The 21,287-nt window shown below is 45.4% G+C and carries 20 protein-coding genes; 14 read left to right on the forward strand and 6 right to left on the reverse strand.

Annotated features, from left to right (window positions below; translation table 11 throughout):
• Positions 1-65: 65 nt before the first annotated feature.
• From K7R10_RS04855 to K7R10_RS04865, 3 genes are all read right to left on the reverse strand, one after another.
• Positions 66-1,214 (reverse strand): M14 family metallopeptidase, encoded by a 1,149-nt coding sequence (locus K7R10_RS04855; RefSeq protein WP_224483549.1) that lies wholly within the window; start codon positions 1,212-1,214, stop codon positions 66-68.
• Between the two features lie 11 nt (positions 1,215-1,225).
• Complete coding sequence (locus tag K7R10_RS04860; RefSeq protein WP_224483550.1) at positions 1,226-3,070, reverse strand: CBS domain-containing protein; 1,845 nt, start codon at positions 3,068-3,070, stop codon at positions 1,226-1,228.
• A gap of 82 nt (positions 3,071-3,152) precedes the next feature.
• Complete coding sequence (locus tag K7R10_RS04865; RefSeq protein WP_224483551.1) at positions 3,153-4,493, reverse strand: aspartyl protease family protein; 1,341 nt, start codon at positions 4,491-4,493, stop codon at positions 3,153-3,155.
• A 142-nt stretch (positions 4,494-4,635) separates the two neighbouring features.
• Between K7R10_RS04865 and K7R10_RS04870 the strand changes: the two genes are divergently transcribed.
• From K7R10_RS04870 to K7R10_RS04915, 10 genes are all read left to right on the forward strand, one after another.
• Positions 4,636-5,829 (forward strand): pyridoxal phosphate-dependent aminotransferase, encoded by a 1,194-nt coding sequence (locus K7R10_RS04870; RefSeq protein WP_224483552.1) that lies wholly within the window; start codon positions 4,636-4,638, stop codon positions 5,827-5,829.
• Positions 5,819-6,838: a UDP-N-acetylmuramate dehydrogenase gene (gene murB / locus K7R10_RS04875; RefSeq protein ID WP_224483553.1), complete on the forward strand. Its 1,020-nt coding sequence runs from the start codon at positions 5,819-5,821 to the stop codon at positions 6,836-6,838. Before K7R10_RS04870 ends, murB begins: the two co-directional genes overlap by 11 nt.
• A 164-nt stretch (positions 6,839-7,002) precedes the next feature.
• On the forward strand, positions 7,003-7,545 hold the full coding sequence (locus K7R10_RS04880) for an RNA polymerase sigma factor (RefSeq protein ID WP_224483554.1): 543 nt from the start codon (positions 7,003-7,005) through the stop codon (positions 7,543-7,545).
• An 11-nt stretch (positions 7,546-7,556) separates the two neighbouring features.
• Positions 7,557-8,336 (forward strand): anti-sigma factor domain-containing protein, encoded by a 780-nt coding sequence (locus K7R10_RS04885; protein WP_224483555.1) that lies wholly within the window; start codon positions 7,557-7,559, stop codon positions 8,334-8,336.
• Positions 8,337-8,459: 123 nt separating this feature from the next.
• A complete protein-coding gene (locus tag K7R10_RS04890; protein WP_224483556.1) occupies positions 8,460-8,669 on the forward strand; it encodes a membrane or secreted protein in 210 nt (69 codons plus the stop codon).
• A 91-nt stretch (positions 8,670-8,760) separates the two neighbouring features.
• Positions 8,761-9,321 (forward strand): RNA polymerase sigma factor, encoded by a 561-nt coding sequence (locus tag K7R10_RS04895; protein WP_224483557.1) that lies wholly within the window; start codon positions 8,761-8,763, stop codon positions 9,319-9,321.
• A 74-nt stretch (positions 9,322-9,395) separates the two neighbouring features.
• On the forward strand, positions 9,396-10,610 hold the full coding sequence (locus tag K7R10_RS04900; protein WP_224483558.1) for an Nramp family divalent metal transporter: 1,215 nt from the start codon (positions 9,396-9,398) through the stop codon (positions 10,608-10,610).
• Positions 10,611-10,657: 47 nt separating this feature from the next.
• Positions 10,658-11,536: a lipoyl synthase gene (lipA, locus tag K7R10_RS04905; RefSeq protein WP_224483559.1), complete on the forward strand. Its 879-nt coding sequence runs from the start codon at positions 10,658-10,660 to the stop codon at positions 11,534-11,536.
• 33 nt (positions 11,537-11,569) lie between these two features.
• Positions 11,570-12,571, forward strand: coding sequence for a type I glyceraldehyde-3-phosphate dehydrogenase (gene gap / locus K7R10_RS04910; RefSeq protein WP_224483560.1), 1,002 nt, complete (start codon positions 11,570-11,572; stop codon positions 12,569-12,571).
• Between the two features lie 83 nt (positions 12,572-12,654).
• The gene (locus K7R10_RS04915) at positions 12,655-14,823 is read left to right on the forward strand and encodes a tetratricopeptide repeat-containing hybrid sensor histidine kinase/response regulator (RefSeq protein ID WP_224483561.1); all 2,169 of its coding nucleotides are present in this window, start codon (positions 12,655-12,657) and stop codon (positions 14,821-14,823) included.
• 11 nt (positions 14,824-14,834) lie between these two features.
• Here K7R10_RS04915 and lpxK read toward each other — a convergent pair whose 3' ends face one another.
• On the reverse strand, positions 14,835-15,845 hold the full coding sequence (gene lpxK / locus K7R10_RS04920; protein ID WP_224483562.1) for a tetraacyldisaccharide 4'-kinase: 1,011 nt from the start codon (positions 15,843-15,845) through the stop codon (positions 14,835-14,837).
• A gap of 44 nt (positions 15,846-15,889) precedes the next feature.
• Here lpxK and K7R10_RS04925 point away from each other — a divergent pair, with 44 nt between their 5' ends.
• The 4 genes from K7R10_RS04925 (at position 15,890) to K7R10_RS04940 (ending at position 20,173) form a co-directional block, all read left to right on the forward strand.
• On the forward strand, positions 15,890-16,987 hold the full coding sequence (locus K7R10_RS04925) for a Nif3-like dinuclear metal center hexameric protein (protein WP_224483563.1): 1,098 nt from the start codon (positions 15,890-15,892) through the stop codon (positions 16,985-16,987).
• Positions 16,988-16,989: 2 nt separating this feature from the next.
• Positions 16,990-17,769 carry a zinc ribbon domain-containing protein gene (locus tag K7R10_RS04930; RefSeq protein ID WP_224483564.1) on the forward strand — a complete coding sequence of 260 codons (780 nt, stop codon included), beginning with the start codon at positions 16,990-16,992 and terminating at the stop codon, positions 17,767-17,769.
• A 194-nt stretch (positions 17,770-17,963) separates the two neighbouring features.
• Positions 17,964-18,329, forward strand: a complete 366-nt coding sequence (locus tag K7R10_RS04935; RefSeq protein WP_224483565.1) for a DUF4174 domain-containing protein — start codon at positions 17,964-17,966, stop codon at positions 18,327-18,329.
• 5 nt (positions 18,330-18,334) lie between these two features.
• Complete coding sequence (locus tag K7R10_RS04940) at positions 18,335-20,173, forward strand: ABC transporter ATP-binding protein (protein ID WP_224483566.1); 1,839 nt, start codon at positions 18,335-18,337, stop codon at positions 20,171-20,173.
• 3 nt (positions 20,174-20,176) lie between these two features.
• Here the strand turns inward: K7R10_RS04940 and K7R10_RS04945 are convergent, their stop codons facing one another.
• The gene (locus tag K7R10_RS04945) at positions 20,177-20,374 is read right to left on the reverse strand and encodes a hypothetical protein (protein WP_224483567.1); all 198 of its coding nucleotides are present in this window, start codon (positions 20,372-20,374) and stop codon (positions 20,177-20,179) included.
• Positions 20,375-20,379: 5 nt separating this feature from the next.
• Positions 20,380-21,207 (reverse strand): VOC family protein, encoded by an 828-nt coding sequence (locus tag K7R10_RS04950; protein ID WP_224483568.1) that lies wholly within the window; start codon positions 21,205-21,207, stop codon positions 20,380-20,382.
• Positions 21,208-21,287 lie beyond the last annotated feature (80 nt).

Raw genomic sequence — 21,287 nt, forward strand, 5'->3', positions numbered from 1 at the left:
AGACGGTTTTTTTATATGCCTAAACGGGAATCTGCTCAACAGTACCGGAGTCTTAACCAATCGTTTCAGGCCACCTGGGGATAGCGGTCTTTCTTGGCACCACGTTCCCTGTTATACATCACCCATACACCCTTTGCTTTTCGGGTATGTCGGTATCCGAGCAGATGCCAGATCGAACGAGCCATAAAGTTAGCTACCGCAGGCTTGACAAGAAGGGCCTGCTTATCAGGGGTCGCCCAGGACACCCCGGGCAGGCAAACCAAAAGAGAGTCCAGCCTGAAACGGCGAAACCATCTTGACAGCATCAAGGCCCACCGGGGTATTTCCCTTATGAAAAAATAACCGTCAGCGCCTTGTTTTTGATATAATGGCATAAACAATACCTGCTTTTCTTCTGATTTGATAAGCTTTCCGTCTGACAAGGCAAGTTCAGTGCCTGCACTGATATGCTGAAAACTTTCGAAACCGGGTATCATTCTGAAATCCTCGTCCTTGTCAATCCCATAACGCTGGGTGATCTCATAAAAGGAGTCCTTTCCCTTCGAAGCCTCTGTCAGGGTACGCCGATACGATTTGTTGATCCGCATACCCGAAGGAAGTAACCCGGCATATTCCAATGTCAGACACATAAAAGCTTCAGCATGAAGAACTGCACTTCTGCTTTGATGTTGTCCGGCCTCAAACCCCAGAGACACATAGCCCACACGATTGATAAAACTAAGCAGGGTACCGTTCAGGTACTCTTCGATGCCCAGCACCTTGGGAACCGGGAAGTGCTCAGAAAAGTTTCGGTTGATCATCGAATCGTCAATAGTGATAAAGGGTATGGAGGCGCTGGATGTGGTGTGAAAGTCGATGAAGTATAAAGGCCCCTCAATACGGCCCCAAATTTCATGGAGCATTTGCAGAATTTCCCGCATATCCAAATGCTCGGAAATAAAATCTTTATCAGCCTCAGCGATTTTTTTGAGATGCAGATCGTCCCATATCCTGTTCAGATCGACATCCATATAACGCACCCCTTCCTTCAGCGCTGCGAGATTTCCTGACAGAACGTAAAGCGAACCCGAAAGATCCTTTTCCTCCAGAAAAGGCAGCAATTGCTCAAAAGCTCTTACACCGGCAGGTTCATTTCCGTGTATTCCGCAAAAAAACACCACAGCGGGCAGCTCGGGAGCGGCATCATATCTGTATAATACACGGTCTGGCTTCAAAAGATCAGGTTTTATAAATCATTTCGGGTCAATATCCCCACCAGGTATTCATCCTGAACCACAGGCAGGCAACCTATGTCATGTTTCCGCATAAGCTCTCCTGCTTCTTTCATAGACCCCCAGGGCTCGATGGTGATCACATCCTTCTTCATCACCTCGGCAAGATATACGGGTTCCCCATCCAGACGTATCCGGTCGAGATCTGTAGAGGTCACAATACCTGTAAGTTTCCCGTGGCTGTCGATCACAGGCATATGGTGAATTTTTCTCCAGCGCATTATTTCTCTCAGGAATGCAACATTATCTTCTTCCTGTGCCGTTTCAACAACCCGGTTCATATGCTGGTCGACCCGCTTCTCCTTCTCAAGGCTGATATCGACATCATCCTGCAGAATTCTCCATGACGAAACCGGATTTCCTTTTGACTGATAATGATATATGGCTGCTGTTAACGCCCGGCAGGCATCGGTCTTCTTAAACTTCTTGCGAAGATTCCTGTAACTTTTTCGCATCCATCTCGAAGCACCCTGATGCTCGATCCGACGGGTGATCACTTTAAGATAGAAATCGATATCCTCTTCTGAAACGCCTCTTTTCCTAAGACCTCTGCGGGCAACAGGTAATAAAATTTCCTGTACCAGCTTATCGAGACATAGCTGCTCCCCTTCCCAATAGATCTGACTCGACATACCATGTCTTGCAGCATTAAGGAAATTAGCTTTAACATCCCTGAATTCGAATAAATCCTGTACCCGGTCGTATTCGGCCGGTCTACCCGACATCATTCCAACCCAAAACATCATATTGGCAACCTCATCAATAACGGTAGGTCCGGCGGGCAGGTACCGGTTCTCTATACGAAGATGGGGTTTCCCGTCAGAAACACCATAACAAGGCCGGTTCCACCGATAGATGGTGCCATTATGCAGTCCCAGGGCCTTCAGCGAAGGTATTTTTCCGGAATCCAGCTCCTCCATGCTGGTTTTGCCGAAGTCTGAACTGATAATACTTCGAAACCGAATGATATCCTGTTTAAAGATATCGACAGGATCTCCCTGAGCCCAATCGTCTCCAAAACTCACCCGGGCCTCTCTTTCGTTAAGCTGAAATGAACTTGACCTGGTATCGGTACTTTGAGCGAAAAGGGCAATACGGGTTTCTTCCCATAATTCTTTCCCCATAAGCAAGGGCGAATTGGTTGAAATCGCCAATAAGGGTCCGGCTATCACCTGGGCCCAGTTGTAGCTTTTCACGAAGTCATCGGGCACCACCTGCAAATGTGCCTGAAAACTGGTATTACAGCCTTCAAACAATACTGAATCATGTTTTACAAGCAGTTCGTCTATTCCTTTGATATGAAGATCAAAATCCCTCCCCCTGATTTTTCTCAGGGTGCGGTCGAGCACTGCATAGCGCTCCAGGGGTGTCATGTATTCCGGAGCCAGATGCTTTTTGCTGATAGTGGGTAAAATGCCTGTCAACAGTATGCGCACGTTCTTCCCCGCTGCATGTTTGGCCGCTTTATCGAGTAACCGCTCCAGCTCCCTCTGCATTTGGCTGAAACATTCTCCTCTTAAAACAATAGGGTCCAGATTTATCTCCAGGTTGTAACAGGCGATTTCTGTAGTAAAATGCGGGTCATCAATCGCCTCAAGAAGATCTGTGGCTAATGTGGAGGGGTACCAGTGGTTGTCGATCAGGCACAATTCCTGTTCTGCTCCGATACGAATGCAATCGGCCTCGAACAGTCTTTCATTGTAGATACGCTCGAGCGCAGCCACGTCAGAAAGCAGGTGTTTGTGATAGAGGGCGCGCTCCTCTGCCGAATCGATACTCTTCACGTACTTATACCCCATAATCCCGGTATTATTCAGTGAAAATAACTCATTTTAAAGGAGATAAACATGACAATTGTCAACCACAGGTATTTCAGAAATATTAAAGTACTTTTTTGAGCTGAAAGGCAAATTGAAGTTCCTTCCCGTCACGCTGAATGCGAAGTTTAAGTTTTTTACCCGGTTTTTCATTCAGAATCTCTCTCAGTTCCTGTATGCTGAACCGGTGTACAGGGGTTCCGTTGACCGATAGTATCACATCGCCCTTTCTGAGACCTACCTCCTTGGCAGGACTGTTCTCCCTAAGCTCAGCGATCTCAAGTGCCGGATGCAATTCTATGCTGTAATTTCGTTGCAGATCAAAGGTGATCCCCTGGCTGTTTTCATCTTTGTTTCGAAGATGATTAAAACTACCTGAAATCTCGCGAACCAGTCTGAGCCCGTTGTGTTGCAGTTCGATCCCGCTCATATTGTATTTAAAGGGATCATTGAAGAATCGGTTCTTCCTCAGGGTGATCTTTCGATTGGGATAATCGAAAACCAGATTGAACCGTTTGATGATCTCGTTACCAACACTCCCGTTACGCGTACCCAGGTATTTAAGATTCTGGGTTGATGCCGAATCTGGAAAAGCCACCTTGGCCTGTTCCAGTTCAAAGTCACCGATGGCAAAACTGCGCACTCTGGAACGTTTCCCGTAGACATCACCGCTAAGCCCCCTTCCGATATAATCGTCAAAGTATTTTTCCGGCACGTTTATTCCCTGCTTTTCATCTTCAAAAAGCCATAGGGCATCGGTACTGCCTGTATCTACCAGAAGGTACACCGGCAGATCCTGACTTTCGTTCAGGTCTATGAATCCTTTGATAAAGGGTTTATTAGCCACAATATCCATCTGATGGGTTTCGCATTTCCGGCAATTGCGGTAGGTATATGTGTCGGGCCGGTGAAATTCCAGACGCGCGCGGTTGTAGTTCACCTCGACCACAAAATTTTCAAACAAGTCATACCCTATGATACCGTTTACTGCGATACCCAATCTGGGAGACAGGTTAATATCAGTATCCATCAGGATATAGATCTCCTGATTCGGATTGTATATTTCTCCTATGCGGAAGGTGTTCCCTGATGATTTAATGGCCTGTATGGCCTCTCCGTCACCTAAGCCTTTGATAGTGATTTCTTCAAAGTTTCGAAGTGAAACAGAGTCGTTTTCGGAAAGATTAAAAAGAATGGGTTTGTTAACGCCGGTATCTACAATAAAAGACAGCTCTACCCCGTTCACCTCTATCGGTACGATCATCAGGTTATTGATGAAATCAAAACGCACCACCTCCTTCTCTTTTCCCTTTTGAAGATGAAAATCACCCTGGGAAAAAAGGAATACGGGGAACAAACCCCATAACAGGTATATCAGCAGCGAACGAAACAAAACGTAAATCATTGATTGATGAACACTTAAGATACCAAAATCCTACGGTTATACCTAATGATTTAACATTTATGAAGCATGGAACAAACCCCGGATCTCTTGGTCTCATTTTAAATATATTTCGCAAATTTGCAGCGTTTAAAAATCAGAGCTTATGCCAACAATTTCTGCCAAAGGGCACCAAATGCCCGAGTCACCTATAAGAAAACTGGTTCCTTACGCTGAAGACGCGAAAAAAAGGGGAATACATGTGTTTCATTTGAATATCGGACAACCCGATATTAAGACGCCCAGAGTAGCACTGGATGCGATCAAGAACAATACCATCGAAACACTTGCATACAGCCGAAGCGAAGGTTCAGAAGAATACCGACTGAAGCTGGCGGCTTACTATCGCAAGAACGGTGTGAATTGTGACGCTTCAGAGATCATCGTAACGACAGGAGGATCAGAAGCACTTATGTTTGCCATGGGAACGGTGGCAGATCAGGGAGATGAGATCATCATACCCGAACCGTTCTATGCCAATTACAACGGCTTTGCCACGGCATCAGGAGTGAAAGTGGTCCCTGTGGTTTCAGATATAGAAAACAATTTTGCCCTTCCTCCCATCGAAGATTTCGAGGCACTGATCACAGACAAGACCAGAGCGATCCTGATCTGTAATCCCGGGAACCCAACCGGCTATCTCTATTCTAAAGAAGAGCTTGAAAAACTGGCCGCCATCGCCGTGAAACATGACCTTTTCATCATAGCAGATGAGGTATATCGCGAATTCACCTACGATGGAGCAACACACCATTCCATTCTCAGCATAGACGGACTGAAGGATCATGCCATCGTGGTAGATTCAGTCTCTAAGCGTTACAGTATGTGCGGTGCCCGTATCGGTTGCCTTATCTCTAAGAACAAAAAGGTGATCGCTACAGCGCTGAAGTTTGCCCAGGCCAGACTTTCTCCGCCAACTTTCGCTCAGATAGCTTGTGAAGCGGCTCTGGACACCCCTCAGGAGTACTTTGACGAGGTTATCGAAGAATATGTTGAACGCAGAAACCTTCTTATCGAAGAACTGAGCAAGATCGAAGGCGTACAAGTGGCAACTCCAAAAGGTGCTTTCTACTGCATCGCACAGTTACCGGTTGAAGATACCGATGATTTTGCACGCTGGATGCTCGAAAACTTCGACCTTAACGGAGAAACAGTTATGGTAGCCCCTGCAGCCGGCTTCTATTCGACCCCCGGCATTGGAAAAAATCAGGTTCGCATCGCCTATGTGTTGAAGAAAGAAGACCTGGTCAGGGCAGTAACCATACTGAAAGAAGCCTTAAATCGCTATAATGCATCCTGATATACAGACAGATAAATCTCTAAAGGAATACAACACTTTTAAAATTGACAGCAGGGCCAGGTTCTTTGTTTCGGTAAATACCGAAGAAGAATTGGCCCGGGTGTTACAATTAGAAGACTATCCCGAAAAATTCATTTTAGGAGGCGGCAGCAATTTATTGCTGACCACCGACCTCGATGCACTTGTTGTACATATCGGCATCAAAGGCAAAGAAGTGGTCGGTCATGAAAAGGGAAAAACCCTCGTTCGTATCGCTGCGGGTGAAAACTGGCATGAAACGGTATTATGGAGCCTGGAAAAACAGCTGGGAGGACTGGAAAACCTGAGTCTTATTCCGGGGAATACCGGAACAGCTCCCGTTCAGAATATCGGGGCGTATGGTGTAGAACTCAAAGATGTGTTCGTCTCATGCGAAGCCATGGAGATAGCCAGCGGTAAAATAGTTACCTTCACCAAAGACCAATGTCGGTTCGGGTACAGAGATTCCATTTTTAAAAACGAAGCCAAAGGCAAGTTCATCATCACCTCTGTGGTGTTGGAGCTCACTTCAGAAGATCACCGACTCAACACTTCCTATGGCGCCATTGACAAGGAGCTGCAATCTATGGGCATAGATGAGCCCGGTATTGAAGATGTATCAAAAGCTGTTATTCGAATCAGGCAGAGCAAGCTACCCGATCCCGCAGAAATTGGGAACAGCGGTAGTTTCTTTAAGAATCCGGTTATCGACCGTGTACAGTTCGAAAGATTACAAAAAAACCATCCCGATATGCCGCATTATGAGATCAGTCATAATGAGTTCAAGGTCCCTGCCGGCTGGCTCATAGAACAGTGCGGTTTTAAAGGAAAGCGGTTTGGCGATGCCGGAGTTCATGACAAACAGGCGCTGGTATTGGTCAACCACGGGAACGCTAAAGGCCAGGAGATTTACGACCTGGCAATACACATCCAAAATACGGTTATGGAAACATTTGGCATAGCTATTGAGAATGAGGTGAACATTATCTAATAAATTCTAAAATAGGCAGTTATAAAGCATAATTACACGAATAATTAATAAATTTGGCGCATATCCCGGGTTCTCGAACGACCGAAGCCTGAATGTAAAGCGCCACCCGTTGTAATCTATCGCACCTGCTTAATGCCGGCCGCAGATAATCAAGCTAATACTGTATGAGCAAATTGCTGGAGAGAACCATAATAGACCATTTAAAAAACCGTGATGAACAAGGCATGAACCTGCTGTACGATCATTACGGAGATACGCTTTTTGGGGTGGCCATGAAAATCACCAAAGATGAAGACCTGGCCAAAGACGTACTTCAATTAAGCCTGATGAAGATTTGGGATAAGATAGAGACCTATAATCCTGAAAAATCAAAGCTGTTCACCTGGATGTTTCGCATTACCCGCAATACCGCAATCGATAAAATAAGAAGTATTTCACTTAAGACAGACCAGGAGATCCAAATTGAAGTTTCAGACGTATATAATTTAGGCGTTCAGGGAGTAAACCCGGAACATATGGACATTAAGAAACACTTGAACACTCTCGAAGACAAGTATGTTGAAGTTCTGGAAGCGCTCTTTTTTAAAGGTATGACGCAACAAGAGGCCAGCGAAGAGCTGAATATTCCGCTTGGAACGATCAAATCCCGCCTGAAAATCGGGTTACGAGAACTAAGAAAGATTTTCGACCCTGCCACCTTATCATAATTATCTGTAAAATGAAAGATACGATACATACGGTATTAGAATCTGACCTGTTAGAGCGGTATTTAACCGGTGAGACCTCTGTAGAGGAGTCTCTTCGTGCAGAACACCTTATCGGAAAATATCCCGAGATCGAAAAGGAATACGAGATCCTGCAGGAAAACCTGGAGCTCTTCATCAGGTCATACGCTGTAGAAGCTCCTGAAGACCTCAGGAAAGAGATCGTTTCAGAGCTCGGCAAATCGCAAGCCGCTGACGATAAGAAGCCCGTATCCTGGCTTTTCATAGCAGCCTCGGTGGCAGCTATGATATTCGCCATGGCTACCGTAACCCTCTGGAAGCAGAACAAACTGCTTTCTGATCAGAACAACACCGTTGCCACTCAGATCGAGGATTTGAAAAAAGATATCGTTCTGACGAATTCTAAACTGGAAAATGTAAAAAGCAAGTTTGCTGTTCTGAACAATCCGGAAACCAAAAAATACTATATTACCGGTAACGAAAGAGCAAAGAACCTGAAATCTGTTGCTTACATAAACTCTAAGGAACGATTAAGTGCCATCAACGTGTTGTCGCTTCCTGAACTACCGAAAGAGAAAGAACTTAAAATGTGGGCCGAGATCAATGGTAAAATGGTTTGCCTGGGTACTCTCGAACAGGCTGACAGAAAACTAATGGCCCTGCCATTTAACGAAGATGCAACGGCTTATAAAATCACAATAGAATCTAAAGGAAACAATAATTTTGCCACCATCGATACAGAAGTAGCAGATATTCGTTTCGACCAGGAATAATATACGATCTGATGATCAAATAACTGAAAAGCAGCTCAAACTGAGCTGCTTTTTTTGTATAGCTTTATGATATTTGATTCCAGAAATCAGGTGTTCTTTTGTAACTTTGCACAAAATTTGGTTATGGAACTTATTTTGATCAGCATCGTACTTCTTGGTTTGGCATTCGCAGGTATAGCCATAAAGATCTGGGCGAAAAAAGACGGTAAATTTGCCGGCACCTGTGCCAGTCAGTCGCCTTTTCTTAACAAATCCGGTGAGGCCTGCAGTTTTTGCGGAAAGCTCCCCGATGAACAAGATTGCAAGAAATCAACTGATCCTCAGGTGAATTAACCCCCTTCCCTTTCAAATATCTTTTTTTTGTCATTCCTGAAAAGAATGAAGACTGCATTTTCTTATCTTTAAAGCAAAGCGAAACACGAACTTGAAGCAGGAAGAAAACGTAAAAGATCATATCGAAAAGGCAAAAGAAGGCGATCAAAAAGCCTTCAGTTTTCTCCTGAACCGCTTCTGGCCCGATGTCTATCGTTTCCAATTGCTGAGAACCCATGATGAGAATCAGGCCGAAGACATCACTATCAGATCTTTTTCCCGCGCTTTCGACCGTATTGAAACCTATCGGGAAGAATACGAATTCAAAACCTGGCTTATCACCATCTCGAAGAACATTCACATCGATCTTCTGCGCAAAGAAAAGTCACGCATGATGCAACAGCTCGATGAGCAGGAACAGAACGGAATCTATCAGGTACCTGATGATGCCCCCACTGCCGAAGATCAGCTTATTAGCGAACAGGACTTGAATTCCCTGCTAAAACACATTCAAAAACTGAAACCTCATTATCAAAAGGTGATACATTTGAGGTACTTCCAGGAGATGACTTACGACGAAATCGCAAAGACGCTTGATGAGCCCCTGAATAATATTAAGGTGAAGCTGCTAAGAGCCAGGAAATTACTCGCCGACATCATTAAAAAAAATTGATCCTGATCAAGCTTTCGTCCCGGCCTCACTCCCCGTAAGAAGAAAAATTCCTACATTTCAGAAAAATTCAGCCTTTGAAAGATCTTATCAGAAAATTTGGTCCGGGCCTGCTTTTTGCCGGTGCCGCTATCGGAGTTTCACACCTGGTTCAGTCAACCCGTGCCGGTGCCGATTTCGGCTTCGGACTTCTTTGGGCCCTCATGCTTTCAAATCTGTTTAAATATCCCTTCTTTGAATTCGGTCCGCGCTACGCCATGGCTACCGGAGAGAGCCTGCTGGCAGGATATAAAAGACTGGGCAGACCTGTGCTCTGGGCGTACTTTCTTATGACATTTGCCGTTATGTTCAGCATCCAAAGTGCTGTGACCATCGTAACGGCCGGACTGGCTGCCAACCTGTTCGGCATCAGTGCCGATGCCATCACCTGGAGTATCATAATTACTCTGGTAAGTACGGTGATGTTGTTGGCAGGCCGCTATACCCTGCTTGATCGTATTATGAAAGTGATCATTCTGATCCTGACCATCTGCACAGTTACCGCAGTCATCATGGCAGCGGTAAGAAATAATCAGCCTGTGAATTTCGAACAGGTTTTCCCGGAAGAAGTGAGTGGGGTCGCCTTTCTGATCGCCTTTATGGGATGGATGCCGGCACCCCTTGATATTTCGGTATGGCAATCGCTTTGGGTTCGGGAAAAGAACAGGATCGATTCAGAATACGACGCTAAAAGATCAGCTTTTGATTTTAATATAGGCTATATTTCAACGGTGATCCTGGGGGTCTTTTTTGTAAGTATAGGTGCCCTGGTTATGCATCAGAGCGGAGACACCTTTGAGAATGGTGCGGCGGGATTTGCTGCGCAGTTCATTTCGATGTATACCGAAATGCTTGGAGACTACGCTTTTGTGATCATAGCCCTGGCCGGATTTACCGCCATGTTCAGCACCACCCTTACCACTCTTGACGCCTCTCCACGGGCCATGGCAGAAACACTGCATCTTTTAACAGGCAAAAAATTCAGGTTTAACTATGAATTCTGGCTGGGTCTTCTGGCCGTCGGTACAGTGACCATCCTGATGTTCTTCCTTTCTGAAATGGCAACACTCATCGATATAGCCACTATTATTTCATTTGTTACCGCACCTTTCTTCGCCATCTTCAACTACACTCTTGTATGTTCCAGGCACATGCCTGCAAACGCAAAACCCGGACTTCTCATGCACATACTCAGCATTTCGGGAATTGTATTCCTGACAGGATTCACCGTATGGTACCTGTTTTTCATATGAGTATTTATTTAAAAGTATACTTCGTATCTTTGTGCTAAAATTGCAGTATGAGCACAGACACTTTAACCAGTGTGGCACCTCCAAAGAAGGGTAAACCGAAATGGCTTCGGGTAAAGCTGCCTACCGGTAAAAAATATACCGAACTAAGAGGTCTTGTCGACAAATACAATCTTCACACTATATGTACTTCCGGAAGCTGCCCGAACATGGGTGAATGCTGGGGCGAAGGTACAGCCACTTTCATGATACTCGGAAATGTGTGTACCCGATCCTGCGGATTCTGCGGGGTGAAAACCGGAAGGCCTGAAACAGTAGACTGGGAAGAACCCGAAAAGGTGGCCCGATCGATCCGTATCATGAAGATCAAGCATGCCGTAATCACCTCTGTAGACCGTGACGACCTGAAAGATATGGGATCTATCATCTGGGCTGAAACCGTAAAAGCCATTCGCAGAATGAATCCGGAAACGACCCTTGAAACCCTTATCCCTGATTTTCAGGGTGTGGAAAGAAATATCGACCGGATCGTGGCCGTAAGTCCTGAAGTGGTGTCTCATAATATGGAAACCGTAAGAAGGCTTACCCGTGAGGTACGTATACAGGCTAAATACGACCGCAGTCTTGAAGTATTGAAATACCTTAAGCAACAAGGCATAAGAAGAACAAAATCGGGAATCATGCTCGGCCTGGGCGAACAGGAAGAAGAGGTAATCGAAACCCTTCATGATCTTCGTGCCGCAGATGTTGATATCGTTACCATAGGGCAATACCTGCAACCCAGCAAAAAGCATTTGCCTGTAAAACAATTCATAACTCCCGACCAGTTCAAACGTTATGAAGAGATCGGCAAAGACCTTGGCTTCAGGCATGTGGAAAGCGGCGCCCTGGTTCGCTCTTCCTACAAGGCTCATAAACACATTGAATAATTACAAGGAAATAACCAAAAGCTTACATAAATATTGAACACCACCAGAGTTGCCATTAACGGATTCGGACGTATTGGCCGTACCCTATTTCGCTTGCTGCTGGAAATACCTGAGATTTCAGTGGTCGCGATCAACGACCTTGCCGATGCCCCAACACTGGCACATCTGCTAAAGTACGATAGTATTCACGGGGTACTGCCCTTTCCTGTTAGTGCAGGGAAAGACTTTATCACGGTCAAAGAGAACAACTTTCCCCTCTATAATGAAAGGTTACCTGAAAACATCCCCTGGGAAAATCACCAACCCGATATCATAGTCGAAGCTACCGGGAAATTCAAGAACAGTCATTCCTTGCAAGGACATCTGTACAATGAAAAAGTACAGGTGATTCTTTCAGTTCCTCCTGAAGACGACGATATTCCCATGGTGGTTCTGGGAGTGAACGACAGCATTCTTCAAGGCGATGAACGCATTATTTCTAACGCTTCCTGCACCACCAACAATGCAGCGCCTATGATCAAGGTTATCAGGGATCTCTGCGGTATTGAACAAGCCTATATCACTACGGTTCACTCGTATACCACAGATCAGAGCCTCCATGACCAACCTCACAGGGACCTGAGACGTGCCCGTGCTGCCTCTCAATCAATTGTTCCAACTACCACCGGAGCTGCAAAGGCCCTTACCAGCATTTTCCCGGATCTGAGCGAAGTGATCGGCGGATGCGGTATCAGAGTGCCGGTACCCGACGGTTCCCTGACCGATATCACCCTGAACGTTAAAAAGGAAACCGACATAGAAGCCGTGAATCAGGCCTTCAAAAAAGCCGCTGAAAATGAGCTCAGAGGCATCCTCGATTATACCGAAGATCCCATTGTTTCAGTCGATATAATCAATAACCCGGCATCCTGTACTTTTGATGCGCAAATGACCTCTGTGATCGGGAAAATGGTAAAGATTATAGGGTGGTATGATAACGAATTTGGCTACAGCAGCAGATTGGTCGATTTAATTAAACGTATAAGTAATAATTAGTTATATTTATAATCTCACGAGGAGAGAAGATGAAAAAACTGGCCCTCAGGTACTTAATCCTTATGTTTCTGCTGCCATTAACTATGGCAGCACAGGATGAACTCGTGCTTCAGGACAGCCTTCAGTCTTTGATCGGCAAAATTTACCAATTCAAAAATCAGGGGGATTTCCAAAAAGCTGTTGAGGCTATTGACCAGGGTAAAAGCGTGGCAAGCCTTCTTGATGACAGAGAGGCCATCGCCAAAATGCAGAATCTCCTGGCCCGTGTCTACATCGAACAGGGCAAAAACTTTGATCCGGCAGAAATCCTGAGTAGGGCCCAGGACCTCTACGAAGTAAAGGATATCGAAAAAGAAAGAGCCGTGAGCAGTATTCTGCAGGCCTTTCTGGCGGCCAAGAACGGTAAGGAGGAAAGGGCTACAGAATTGATCCGTGAGGCATTTTCCGCTGCCGATTATTCAGATAAAAGCCATTTAAGCGTGCTTCTCTTTTACGAAGCCCGCAGCTACCAGGAACTCAACAAAAAAGAGAAGGCTAAGGTCACCTTTAAAAAACTCATCCCTCCATATCACCGTTTTGAACAGGAGTATCTCTACTGTGCTTCTCAATATCATTTTGCTGAGCTTTACCTTGATATGGACAATAAGAAAAGTGCACGCCTGCTTTTGCAGAATACGCTAGATTATGCCTACCGGTTCACCTTTCCCAAATACATGGTTTTCGCCAATAATAAGCTCTATGAATTGGCTGAAAATGATGGAGATTATAAACAAGCCCTGGCATTTTACAAAGCTGCCGACAGCCTTGAAAGAATCTATTTCAATGCAGAACTGCTGAAAGTTGAGAATGAGCTTGCGATGAAAAAGGTGACCGAAAGCATGCGAAACACCATTAATCAGCTGGAAGAACAACAAGAAAAGTCTGACCAGGAGGTCAGTGTTTCGAAACTTACTTCTGTACTGAGTTCTGCTCTGCTGATCATCATCTCTTTGCTGACCATTTCTCTATACAGAAACAATCAGATCAAATTCAAGACCAATGATCTGTTACTTAAGAAAAACAACGAGCTGCAATTAGCCAAAGAGGAAGCGGAAAGAGCCATGAAGGCAAAAAGCCAGTTTCTTTCCACAGTAAGCCATGAGCTCCGAACCCCGCTATATGCCGTAACAGGTCTGACCCATCTCCTACTGGAAGAAGATCCGAAAGAAAGCCAGAAGGAACACTTGCAATCCTTGAAATTCTCGGGGGAATATCTGTTGAACTTCATCAATGATATTTTACAGATCAACAAGATCGACGCCAATAAACTGGCGTTAGAGCTGGAAGAGTTCGATCTCAGGCATACCATGGAAGATGTTTGTGCTGCCATGCATCAGACCGCCAAGCAGAACGACAATGAGATCGTGGTCGAAATCGATCCCGATATACCCGACACCCTGATAGGCGACAAACTGAAACTGTCACAGATCTTTCTGAATCTGGTAGGTAATGCCCTCAAGTTTACCGAAAACGGAAAGGTGACCATTATTGCAAAAACGCGGAAAAAACATGATGACAGCATCGATATTCACTTTGAGGTCAATGATGAAGGAATCGGAATTTCCAAAGAAATGCAGGAAAACATCTTTGAAAGCTTTTCCCAGGGATCGGTTCAGATAAACAGGAAATACGGGGGTACCGGCCTGGGACTTACTATCGTGAAGAGCCTGCTGGGGCTTTTCGACAGCAATATCTCGCTAAGCAGTGAACTCGGTGTGGGAAGTTCGTTCAGGTTCGACATCAGTTTCGATTTGCCACAGACTCAGACTCAGGAAACACAACATGCAGTAAAACAAACGGCAGACGCTGAAGTTAAGGTCAGTGACGATTTCTTTAAAGGACTTCGCGTTCTGGTGGTTGAAGACAATAAGATCAACCAGGTGATTACCCAAAAGATGCTTGGCAAAAAAGACATTAGCTGTGAAATTGCGAATAACGGTTATGAAGCCATAGACATGGCGAAAGAGAACAGTTATGACCTGATACTTATGGATATTCATATGCCTGGTATCAGCGGACTTAAAGCCACCGAAGAGATCAGGGAATTTGACAAGGAAATCCCCATCATTGCCCTTACAGCGATTACCCTCGATGAAAGCCTCGATGATTTTTTCGCCTCCGGCTGCACCGACATTATCACCAAGCCCTTTAAGCCTGAAACCTTTTACGGGGTTATCGCCAAGGCCCTGCAGCAAAGAAAAAACTCTGCCTGACCTGATAAAATTTATTGTTGCGTCACAAATTCATTGATGCGATTCTCGAATCCCTGCTGATCTTCGAGAAAACCTATCCTGATCGGCAGATACAACACCCCCTCTATCTTTTCTGATAGACGCGTATAATCTTTCTCAGTGGTCAGCAATACTTTTCCTGAATCCCGGTAGGTCTGAAACAGCCTGATCTCTTTTTCTGAGAATTCATGGTGATCTGCATAGGCCTTATGCATAAAATCGAAACCTGAAGATTGCAGATACCTTACAAGAGGCGAAGGATCTGCGATTCCGGTAATAAGTACCAGCTGTTTCTGTTTCAATGTTTCAAGTGCTACAATTTCTGCCCCTCCGGTATAATCTGAGTATTCAATAGTGGTAAAGAAAATTTGCTGTTTGCCTTCGGGCTTCAATCTTGATTTCAGCTCCTTCATCTGCGATGCTGTGAGGTCAGCCGGACATTTGGTGACCACAAGCAGATCGGCGGCCGACGCCCTGTATTTCAAATCTCTTAAATTCCCTGCAGGCAATAGCATATCATCAACATACAGATCTCCATATGCGGTAAGCAGCATAGACAATCCGGGAGCAACCTTTCTGTGCTGTAAAGCATCGTCCAGAATAACCACTTCTATATCGGCAGTATCACGTAATCGGGAAATGCCCCTCTTTCGGTTTTCATCAACCGCCACCGTCACTCCTTTGAGTTTTCGTGCATATTGAAAAGGTTCATCGCCCAGCTCCCTGACACCCATACCGGAACAAGCAACCAGAAATCCGCTTGTTTTTCGTCCGTACCCCCGGCTCAGTATCGCCGTTTTATGGTGCTCCTTCAACGAAGTAGCCAGGTATTCGGTCATAGGGGTTTTTCCGGTACCCCCGACGCGCAGGTTGCCCACACAGATCACTGGAAACGGGAAAGAAGCCGACGGAAAAACCCCCACATCATAGGCAAAATGCCGAATCCGCAGAACAAGCCCGTATATCAGTGAAAAGGGAAGTAGTAATTTTCTTAACCAACGCATACAAGCGAAATTAGAATAATTATCTTTGAAAAAAAACGGAGGAAATGATTATTAAAGACGTAATGACCCTCATGCAATCCTGGGCTCCTTTAAATTATGCCGAAGATTTCGACAATGTGGGGTTATTGGTTGGAGATCCCGACCGGGAACTAAAAGGTATACTGGTCACTCTTGATACTCTGGAGGCCACGGTAGATGAAGCTATTGAAAAAAACTGCAATCTCATCATCAGCTTCCACCCCATCATTTTCAAAGGATTGAAAAGCCTTACAGGAAAAACCTATGTCGAAAGAACTGTGATCAGGGCCATACAAAATGACATTGCCATCTATGCCGTTCACACAGCTCTCGACAATCATTTTCAGGGGGTCAACGCCATGATCTGCAACAAACTGGGACTGATAAACCGAAAGGTTCTTATTCCTCAGCAGCATACCATCAAAAAACTACAGACCTATGTTCCCGACGATCACGCCGAATCCCTGCGTACGGCGCTTTTCGAGGCCGGTGCGGGAAACATCGGGAATTATGATCATTGCAGCTTCAACCTTCAGGGTACCGGAACTTTCAGAGGCGGGGAAGGTTCAGACCCGGTGGTAGGTAAAAAGGGAGAATTGCATTTTGAGAAGGAAACCCAACTGAACATCACCTATCCGAAACATGCAGAAGGGCGTATTCTGAAAGCCCTGAAAGAGACCCATCCTTATGAAGAGGTGGCTTATGAAATATACGGTCTCGACAATAGCAACCAGCACATCGGGCTGGGAATGACAGGCGATTTGCCTGAAGCTATGAACGAATCATCATTCCTGAAAGATATCACTCAGCAGATGAACACCCCCGGACTGCGGCACAGTGCCCTGAGATCAAAGCCGGTGAAAAAGGTAGCCGTTCTCGGAGGCAGCGGTGCTTTTGCCATTGAACAAGCCATCGCAGCAGGAGCGGATGTTTTTGTGACTGCCGACCTGAAGTATCATGACTTCTACCGCGCAGAGGGCAAGATCGTTTTAGCAGACATTGGCCACTATGAATCGGAACAATTTACAAAAGAACTAATAGTTAAGTATCTTACAAAAAAAATCACTAATTTTGCAGTCGTTTTATCAACTTGCAATACAAATCCCGTCAAGTATTTATATTAATTATGGCAAAGAAAACCGAAGCTACCGTAGAAGAAAAGTTAAGGACATTATTCGATCTGCAACTTATCGATTCTCGCATTGATGAAATCAGAAACGTTCGCGGTGAGTTACCGTTGGAAGTAGAAGATCTTGAGGATGAGGTGGAAGGACTGAAAACCAGGCTCGAAAAGTTACACGGGAACCTTGATGAGATCCATGAGCAGATCAGCAATAAGAAAAATCTTATCGAGGAAGCCAAATCACTGATCAAAAAATATACTGAGCAGCAGAAAAACGTTCGTAACAATCGCGAATTCAACTCGCTCTCTAAAGAAATCGAATACCAGGAGCTGGAAATTCAGCTGGCTGAAAAGAATATCAAGGAGTTCAAGGCTCAGATAGAGCAGAAGAAAGAAGTGATCGCTCAGACGAAAGAGAAATTGTCAGAGCGGGAAACACACCTGAAACACAAAAAGAGTGAACTGAACGATATCCTGGCTGAAACAGAAAAGGAAGAAAAGGCACTGATGGACAAAAGCGCCGAATATGAAGGGCTTATTGAACCCAGACTGCTTTCTGCCTACAAACGAATTCGTGGCAGCGTAAAGAACGGTCTCGCCGTAGTACCTATCGAAAGAGGTGCTTCAGGAGGATCTTTCTTCACTATTCCTCCTCAGGTTCAAATGGAAATCGCATCCCGCAAAAAGATCATCACCGATGAGCACAGCGGACGGATCCTGGTTGACCCCGCACTGGCAGATGAAGAAAAAGTCAAGATGGATGAAATGTTCTCAGGATTTTAATTTCCTCTAACATCAAACAAGAATACGAACCCGCTTACCTTAAGCGGGTTTTTTTATGCCTGCTCTCCGGGTAATGCCTTCTATAATATTCGTAACTTTCAGTAAATCAAATTTTAGATATTGCTGTGAGAACGATACTGACAATCCTGGTTTTGAGCATCTCTCTCGTAAGCCTTTCCCAAGAAACCCAAAAGATGAACCTGGAAACATACAAATGGAAGAACCGCCTGCTGCTGATCTTCCCTCAGCAAAACATCATTCCAACGCAATCTGAGCAGTATAAGGCATTTCAGGCAACGCCCGAAAAAATCCGTGACAGAGATATCCTGATCTTTACATTAACAACGGAGCAGGTCTATCTCTTCGAAGATAAGACAGAAATTTCACGGGAGCAGGTCATCAAAAAGCTGGATTTAGAAAGTCCCCCACCCATGCTGGTATTGATCGGAAAAGACGGAGGGATAAAATACAGATCCCGGAAATTGGTTGATCCGCTCATTATTTATGAGCTGATCGACAGTATGCCCATGAGACAACAGGAAATGAAAAACAAACGCTGAATCTTTTGGCCAGAAGACTACCATCAATAAAGGAAACCAAAAAAGAACGGCCGGGCTTCAAAGACAGTTTCGCAGCCTTCCGCCTGATTCCTCGTTTTGCCAGGGAGATATGGAAAACCAGCTCTTCACTTTTCCTTATAAATATGATCACCAGGCTTATAAATGCCTTCAGTCCTGTGGTGGTTCTCTGGATCGGGAAGCTTATCATCGATGAGATCATTGGTATTGTAAATTCCGGATCAGAAGATTATACGATCTTATGGAACTACGTATTGCTGGAATTCCTGATCGTGCTTCTGACCGATGTCCTGGGAAGGGTCATCACCCTCACCGACGGTTTACTGGGAGACCTCTATGCCAACAGTTCTTCAGTGGCAATCATTCAAAAGACCAAAGAAATCGGCATCAGCCAGTTGGAAGACGCCGTATTTTACGATAAGCTTGAGAGAGCCCGCACCCAGACTACGGGCCGCGTAAACCTGATGTCTAATATCCTGAATCAGTTTCAGAGCCTTATCAGCATCGGTTCGCTGATCGCAGGACTGATATTTTTCGAGCCCGTACTGATCGTCATTCTCGTATTAAGCGTAATACCTTCTTTCATCAATGAGATTCGCTTTAGCTCGGCCTCCTACTCCCTGGCGCGATCCTGGACGGCAGAAAGAAGGGAACTGGATTACCTCAGGTATATTGGCGCCAACGACAAAACAGCAAAAGAGGTCAAGCTCTTTGGCCTCACAGATTTTCTTTCAGACCGGTTCAGCAGGCTCTCTGATGAGTACTACCGCCTCAATAAAAAACTGGCTGTGCAAAGAACGGCCTGGGGAGGCTTTTTCAATATGCTGGGAGTTTTGTCTTATTACGGCGCCTATATTTTGATCATCTACCGTGTTCTTACCGGCATGATTACCATCGGGGAACTCACCTTTCTCAGCGGCTCCTTCAACCGGCTCAGAAATGCCTTACAGGGCTTTTTCGGACGCTTTACCCGCATTACCGAAAGCGCGCTCTATCTGAAAGACTATTTTGATTTTATCGACATGGAAACCCCTCCCCCCGTAAAAGATCCCCTGCCTATACCCGACCCAATCAAAGAAGGATTTGAATTCAGAAATGTCTGGTTTTCATACCCGGGCAGTTCTCATCATGTCTTAAAGAATGTAAGTTTCCGTATCAAAGCAGGAGAAAAAATGGCATTTGTCGGTGAGAATGGCGCCGGAAAAACCACACTTATCAAATTGCTGTTGCGCTTCTATGAACCTCAGCAGGGCGAAATCTGCCTGGATGGTATCAATATCAATCGTTTCGAGAGAGAGACCTACCAACAGGTCTTCGGAGTGATCTTCCAGGACTTTCTCAGATATGAATTTACATTACGTGAAAATATTGCAGTAGGTCGAATCGAAGATCTCCCGGATCTTGAACGCATTAAAAGAGCTGCAGAACTAAGCCTTGCCGATGATGTGGTCAGGGAACTCGAGGAAGGCTATGAGCAGCAACTGGGCCGAAGGTTTAAAAAGGGGAAGGATCTTTCCGGCGGACAATGGCAGAAAATCGCACTGGCCAGGGCCTATATGAAAGATGCCCGGGTGCTGGTGCTTGATGAACCTACCGCCGCTCTCGATGCCAAAGCAGAATTTGAAGTATTCGAACGATTTATCGGCCTGACCAGGGGAAAGACCAGTGTGATCATTTCTCACCGCTTCAGTACGGTCAGGATGGCTGACCGCATCATCGTGCTTAAAAACGGTGAAATACTGGAAGAAGGTACTCACGAAGAACTTATGGAAAACGATCAGCTTTACGCAGAATTGTTTTCTCTTCAGGCATCAGGATACCAATAACGATCACCATCTTCCGCCATTATACAGGCCAACGCTCAGTTCCGGTTGTACCCTGGGACCTCCCGGGCCCCAAACCACATCAACCCCTGCACGGGTTCCCCAATGCGACCCGCCGCATGAAGAAAAAAGCATAGCCATGAGACTAAGTATGAATAAAAATAAGGCAAAGCGGTATATGTATTTTGAAGATATCGTAACCATGTTTATTAATTTAAATGTTGAACACAAATGATCGCTCCCATAGGATCCTGAAAGATGCCCACCTTCCCGTCGCGAATCTTGGCATCAGGAGACAATACGATGAATCCCCCGGCAGCTTCTGCTTTTCCGACAGCCGTTTCAGAGGAATTAACCTCCACATAGGGCACCCACTGCGTACCCTGATTGGTGAGCGGGTTTTTGATCATTCCGGCAAGTTTATGCGTACCCTTCTGAAAGATCCAGTATGGTTGGTTACCATAGTCTACTGATGCCGTCTGCACCTCAAAGGCGGTTTCATAGAATTCCCTGGCCTTGGCAGGATCTTCAGCCCACAGTTCTGACCAGGCCCAGGAACTGTTGTCTGCCGCAACTCCTGTGATCATGTCACCGCTTCCCACTAGGGCGAACTCTTCACCGTCGACTCCCTCGAGTACCACCTGCATCCCTCTTCCGGGTACACGGGCAGGAGGCAATAAAACCTTTCCTCCCTGATCTTTCACTTTTGACACCCTGTTTTCCAGGTTATTCACATATACGGTTTTTAACCAAACCGATGTGTTAGCCTCCGGCACTTCAATAACCCCGGCTATGGGGCGGTCTCCGTCATAAATGGTCGCGAGTTGCAGACCTTTAACATCTATTTTTCGGAACTCCCAACCGAACACACTGTTATAAAAGGATTCTGACTTCTCCATATCAGGAGTAACCAGGTCATGCCAGTAGAGGGGCACCTCGGTATAGAACCGATCGTAGGGCTCAGGCTCTGTAAAAGCCAGAAGGAAAAGGAAAAGAAAAGAAAGGGGCAGCATTTTAACAAGACGTACATCTTTCATAGCTGCGATTTTAATAGTTCGTACTTTCAGAAAATCAATATAAAAGTACTTTAAATTTAATATATTTCGAACACGCAGAA

This window comes from Robertkochia aurantiaca, from assembly GCF_020166495.1.
GTDB lineage: Bacteria > Bacteroidota > Bacteroidia > Flavobacteriales > Flavobacteriaceae > Robertkochia > Robertkochia aurantiaca.

Bases quoted from the DNA above. Each gene is read 5' to 3' on its own strand.
- lpxK (WP_224483562.1), bottom strand. From the start codon at position 15,845: ATGCGTTGGTTAAGAAAATTACTACTTCCCTTTTCACTGATATACGGG.
- K7R10_RS04925 (WP_224483563.1), top strand. From the start codon at position 15,890: ATGATTATTAAAGACGTAATGACCCTCATGCAATCCTGGGCTCCTTTA.
- K7R10_RS04880 (WP_224483554.1), top strand. From the start codon at position 7,003: ATGAGCAAATTGCTGGAGAGAACCATAATAGACCATTTAAAAAACCGT.
- K7R10_RS04890 (WP_224483556.1), top strand. From the start codon at position 8,460: ATGGAACTTATTTTGATCAGCATCGTACTTCTTGGTTTGGCATTCGCA.
- K7R10_RS04935 (WP_224483565.1), top strand. From the start codon at position 17,964: ATGAACCTGGAAACATACAAATGGAAGAACCGCCTGCTGCTGATCTTC.
- K7R10_RS04885 (WP_224483555.1), top strand. From the start codon at position 7,557: ATGAAAGATACGATACATACGGTATTAGAATCTGACCTGTTAGAGCGG.
- K7R10_RS04930 (WP_224483564.1), top strand. From the start codon at position 16,990: ATGGCAAAGAAAACCGAAGCTACCGTAGAAGAAAAGTTAAGGACATTA.
- K7R10_RS04945 (WP_224483567.1), bottom strand. From the start codon at position 20,374: ATGGTTACGATATCTTCAAAATACATATACCGCTTTGCCTTATTTTTA.
- murB (WP_224483553.1), top strand. From the start codon at position 5,819: ATGCATCCTGATATACAGACAGATAAATCTCTAAAGGAATACAACACT.
- K7R10_RS04915 (WP_224483561.1), top strand. From the start codon at position 12,655: ATGGCAGCACAGGATGAACTCGTGCTTCAGGACAGCCTTCAGTCTTTG.
- K7R10_RS04950 (WP_224483568.1), bottom strand. From the start codon at position 21,207: ATGAAAGATGTACGTCTTGTTAAAATGCTGCCCCTTTCTTTTCTTTTC.
- K7R10_RS04860 (WP_224483550.1), bottom strand. From the start codon at position 3,070: ATGGGGTATAAGTACGTGAAGAGTATCGATTCGGCAGAGGAGCGCGCC.
- lipA (WP_224483559.1), top strand. From the start codon at position 10,658: ATGAGCACAGACACTTTAACCAGTGTGGCACCTCCAAAGAAGGGTAAA.
- K7R10_RS04865 (WP_224483551.1), bottom strand. From the start codon at position 4,493: ATGATTTACGTTTTGTTTCGTTCGCTGCTGATATACCTGTTATGGGGT.
- K7R10_RS04870 (WP_224483552.1), top strand. From the start codon at position 4,636: ATGCCAACAATTTCTGCCAAAGGGCACCAAATGCCCGAGTCACCTATA.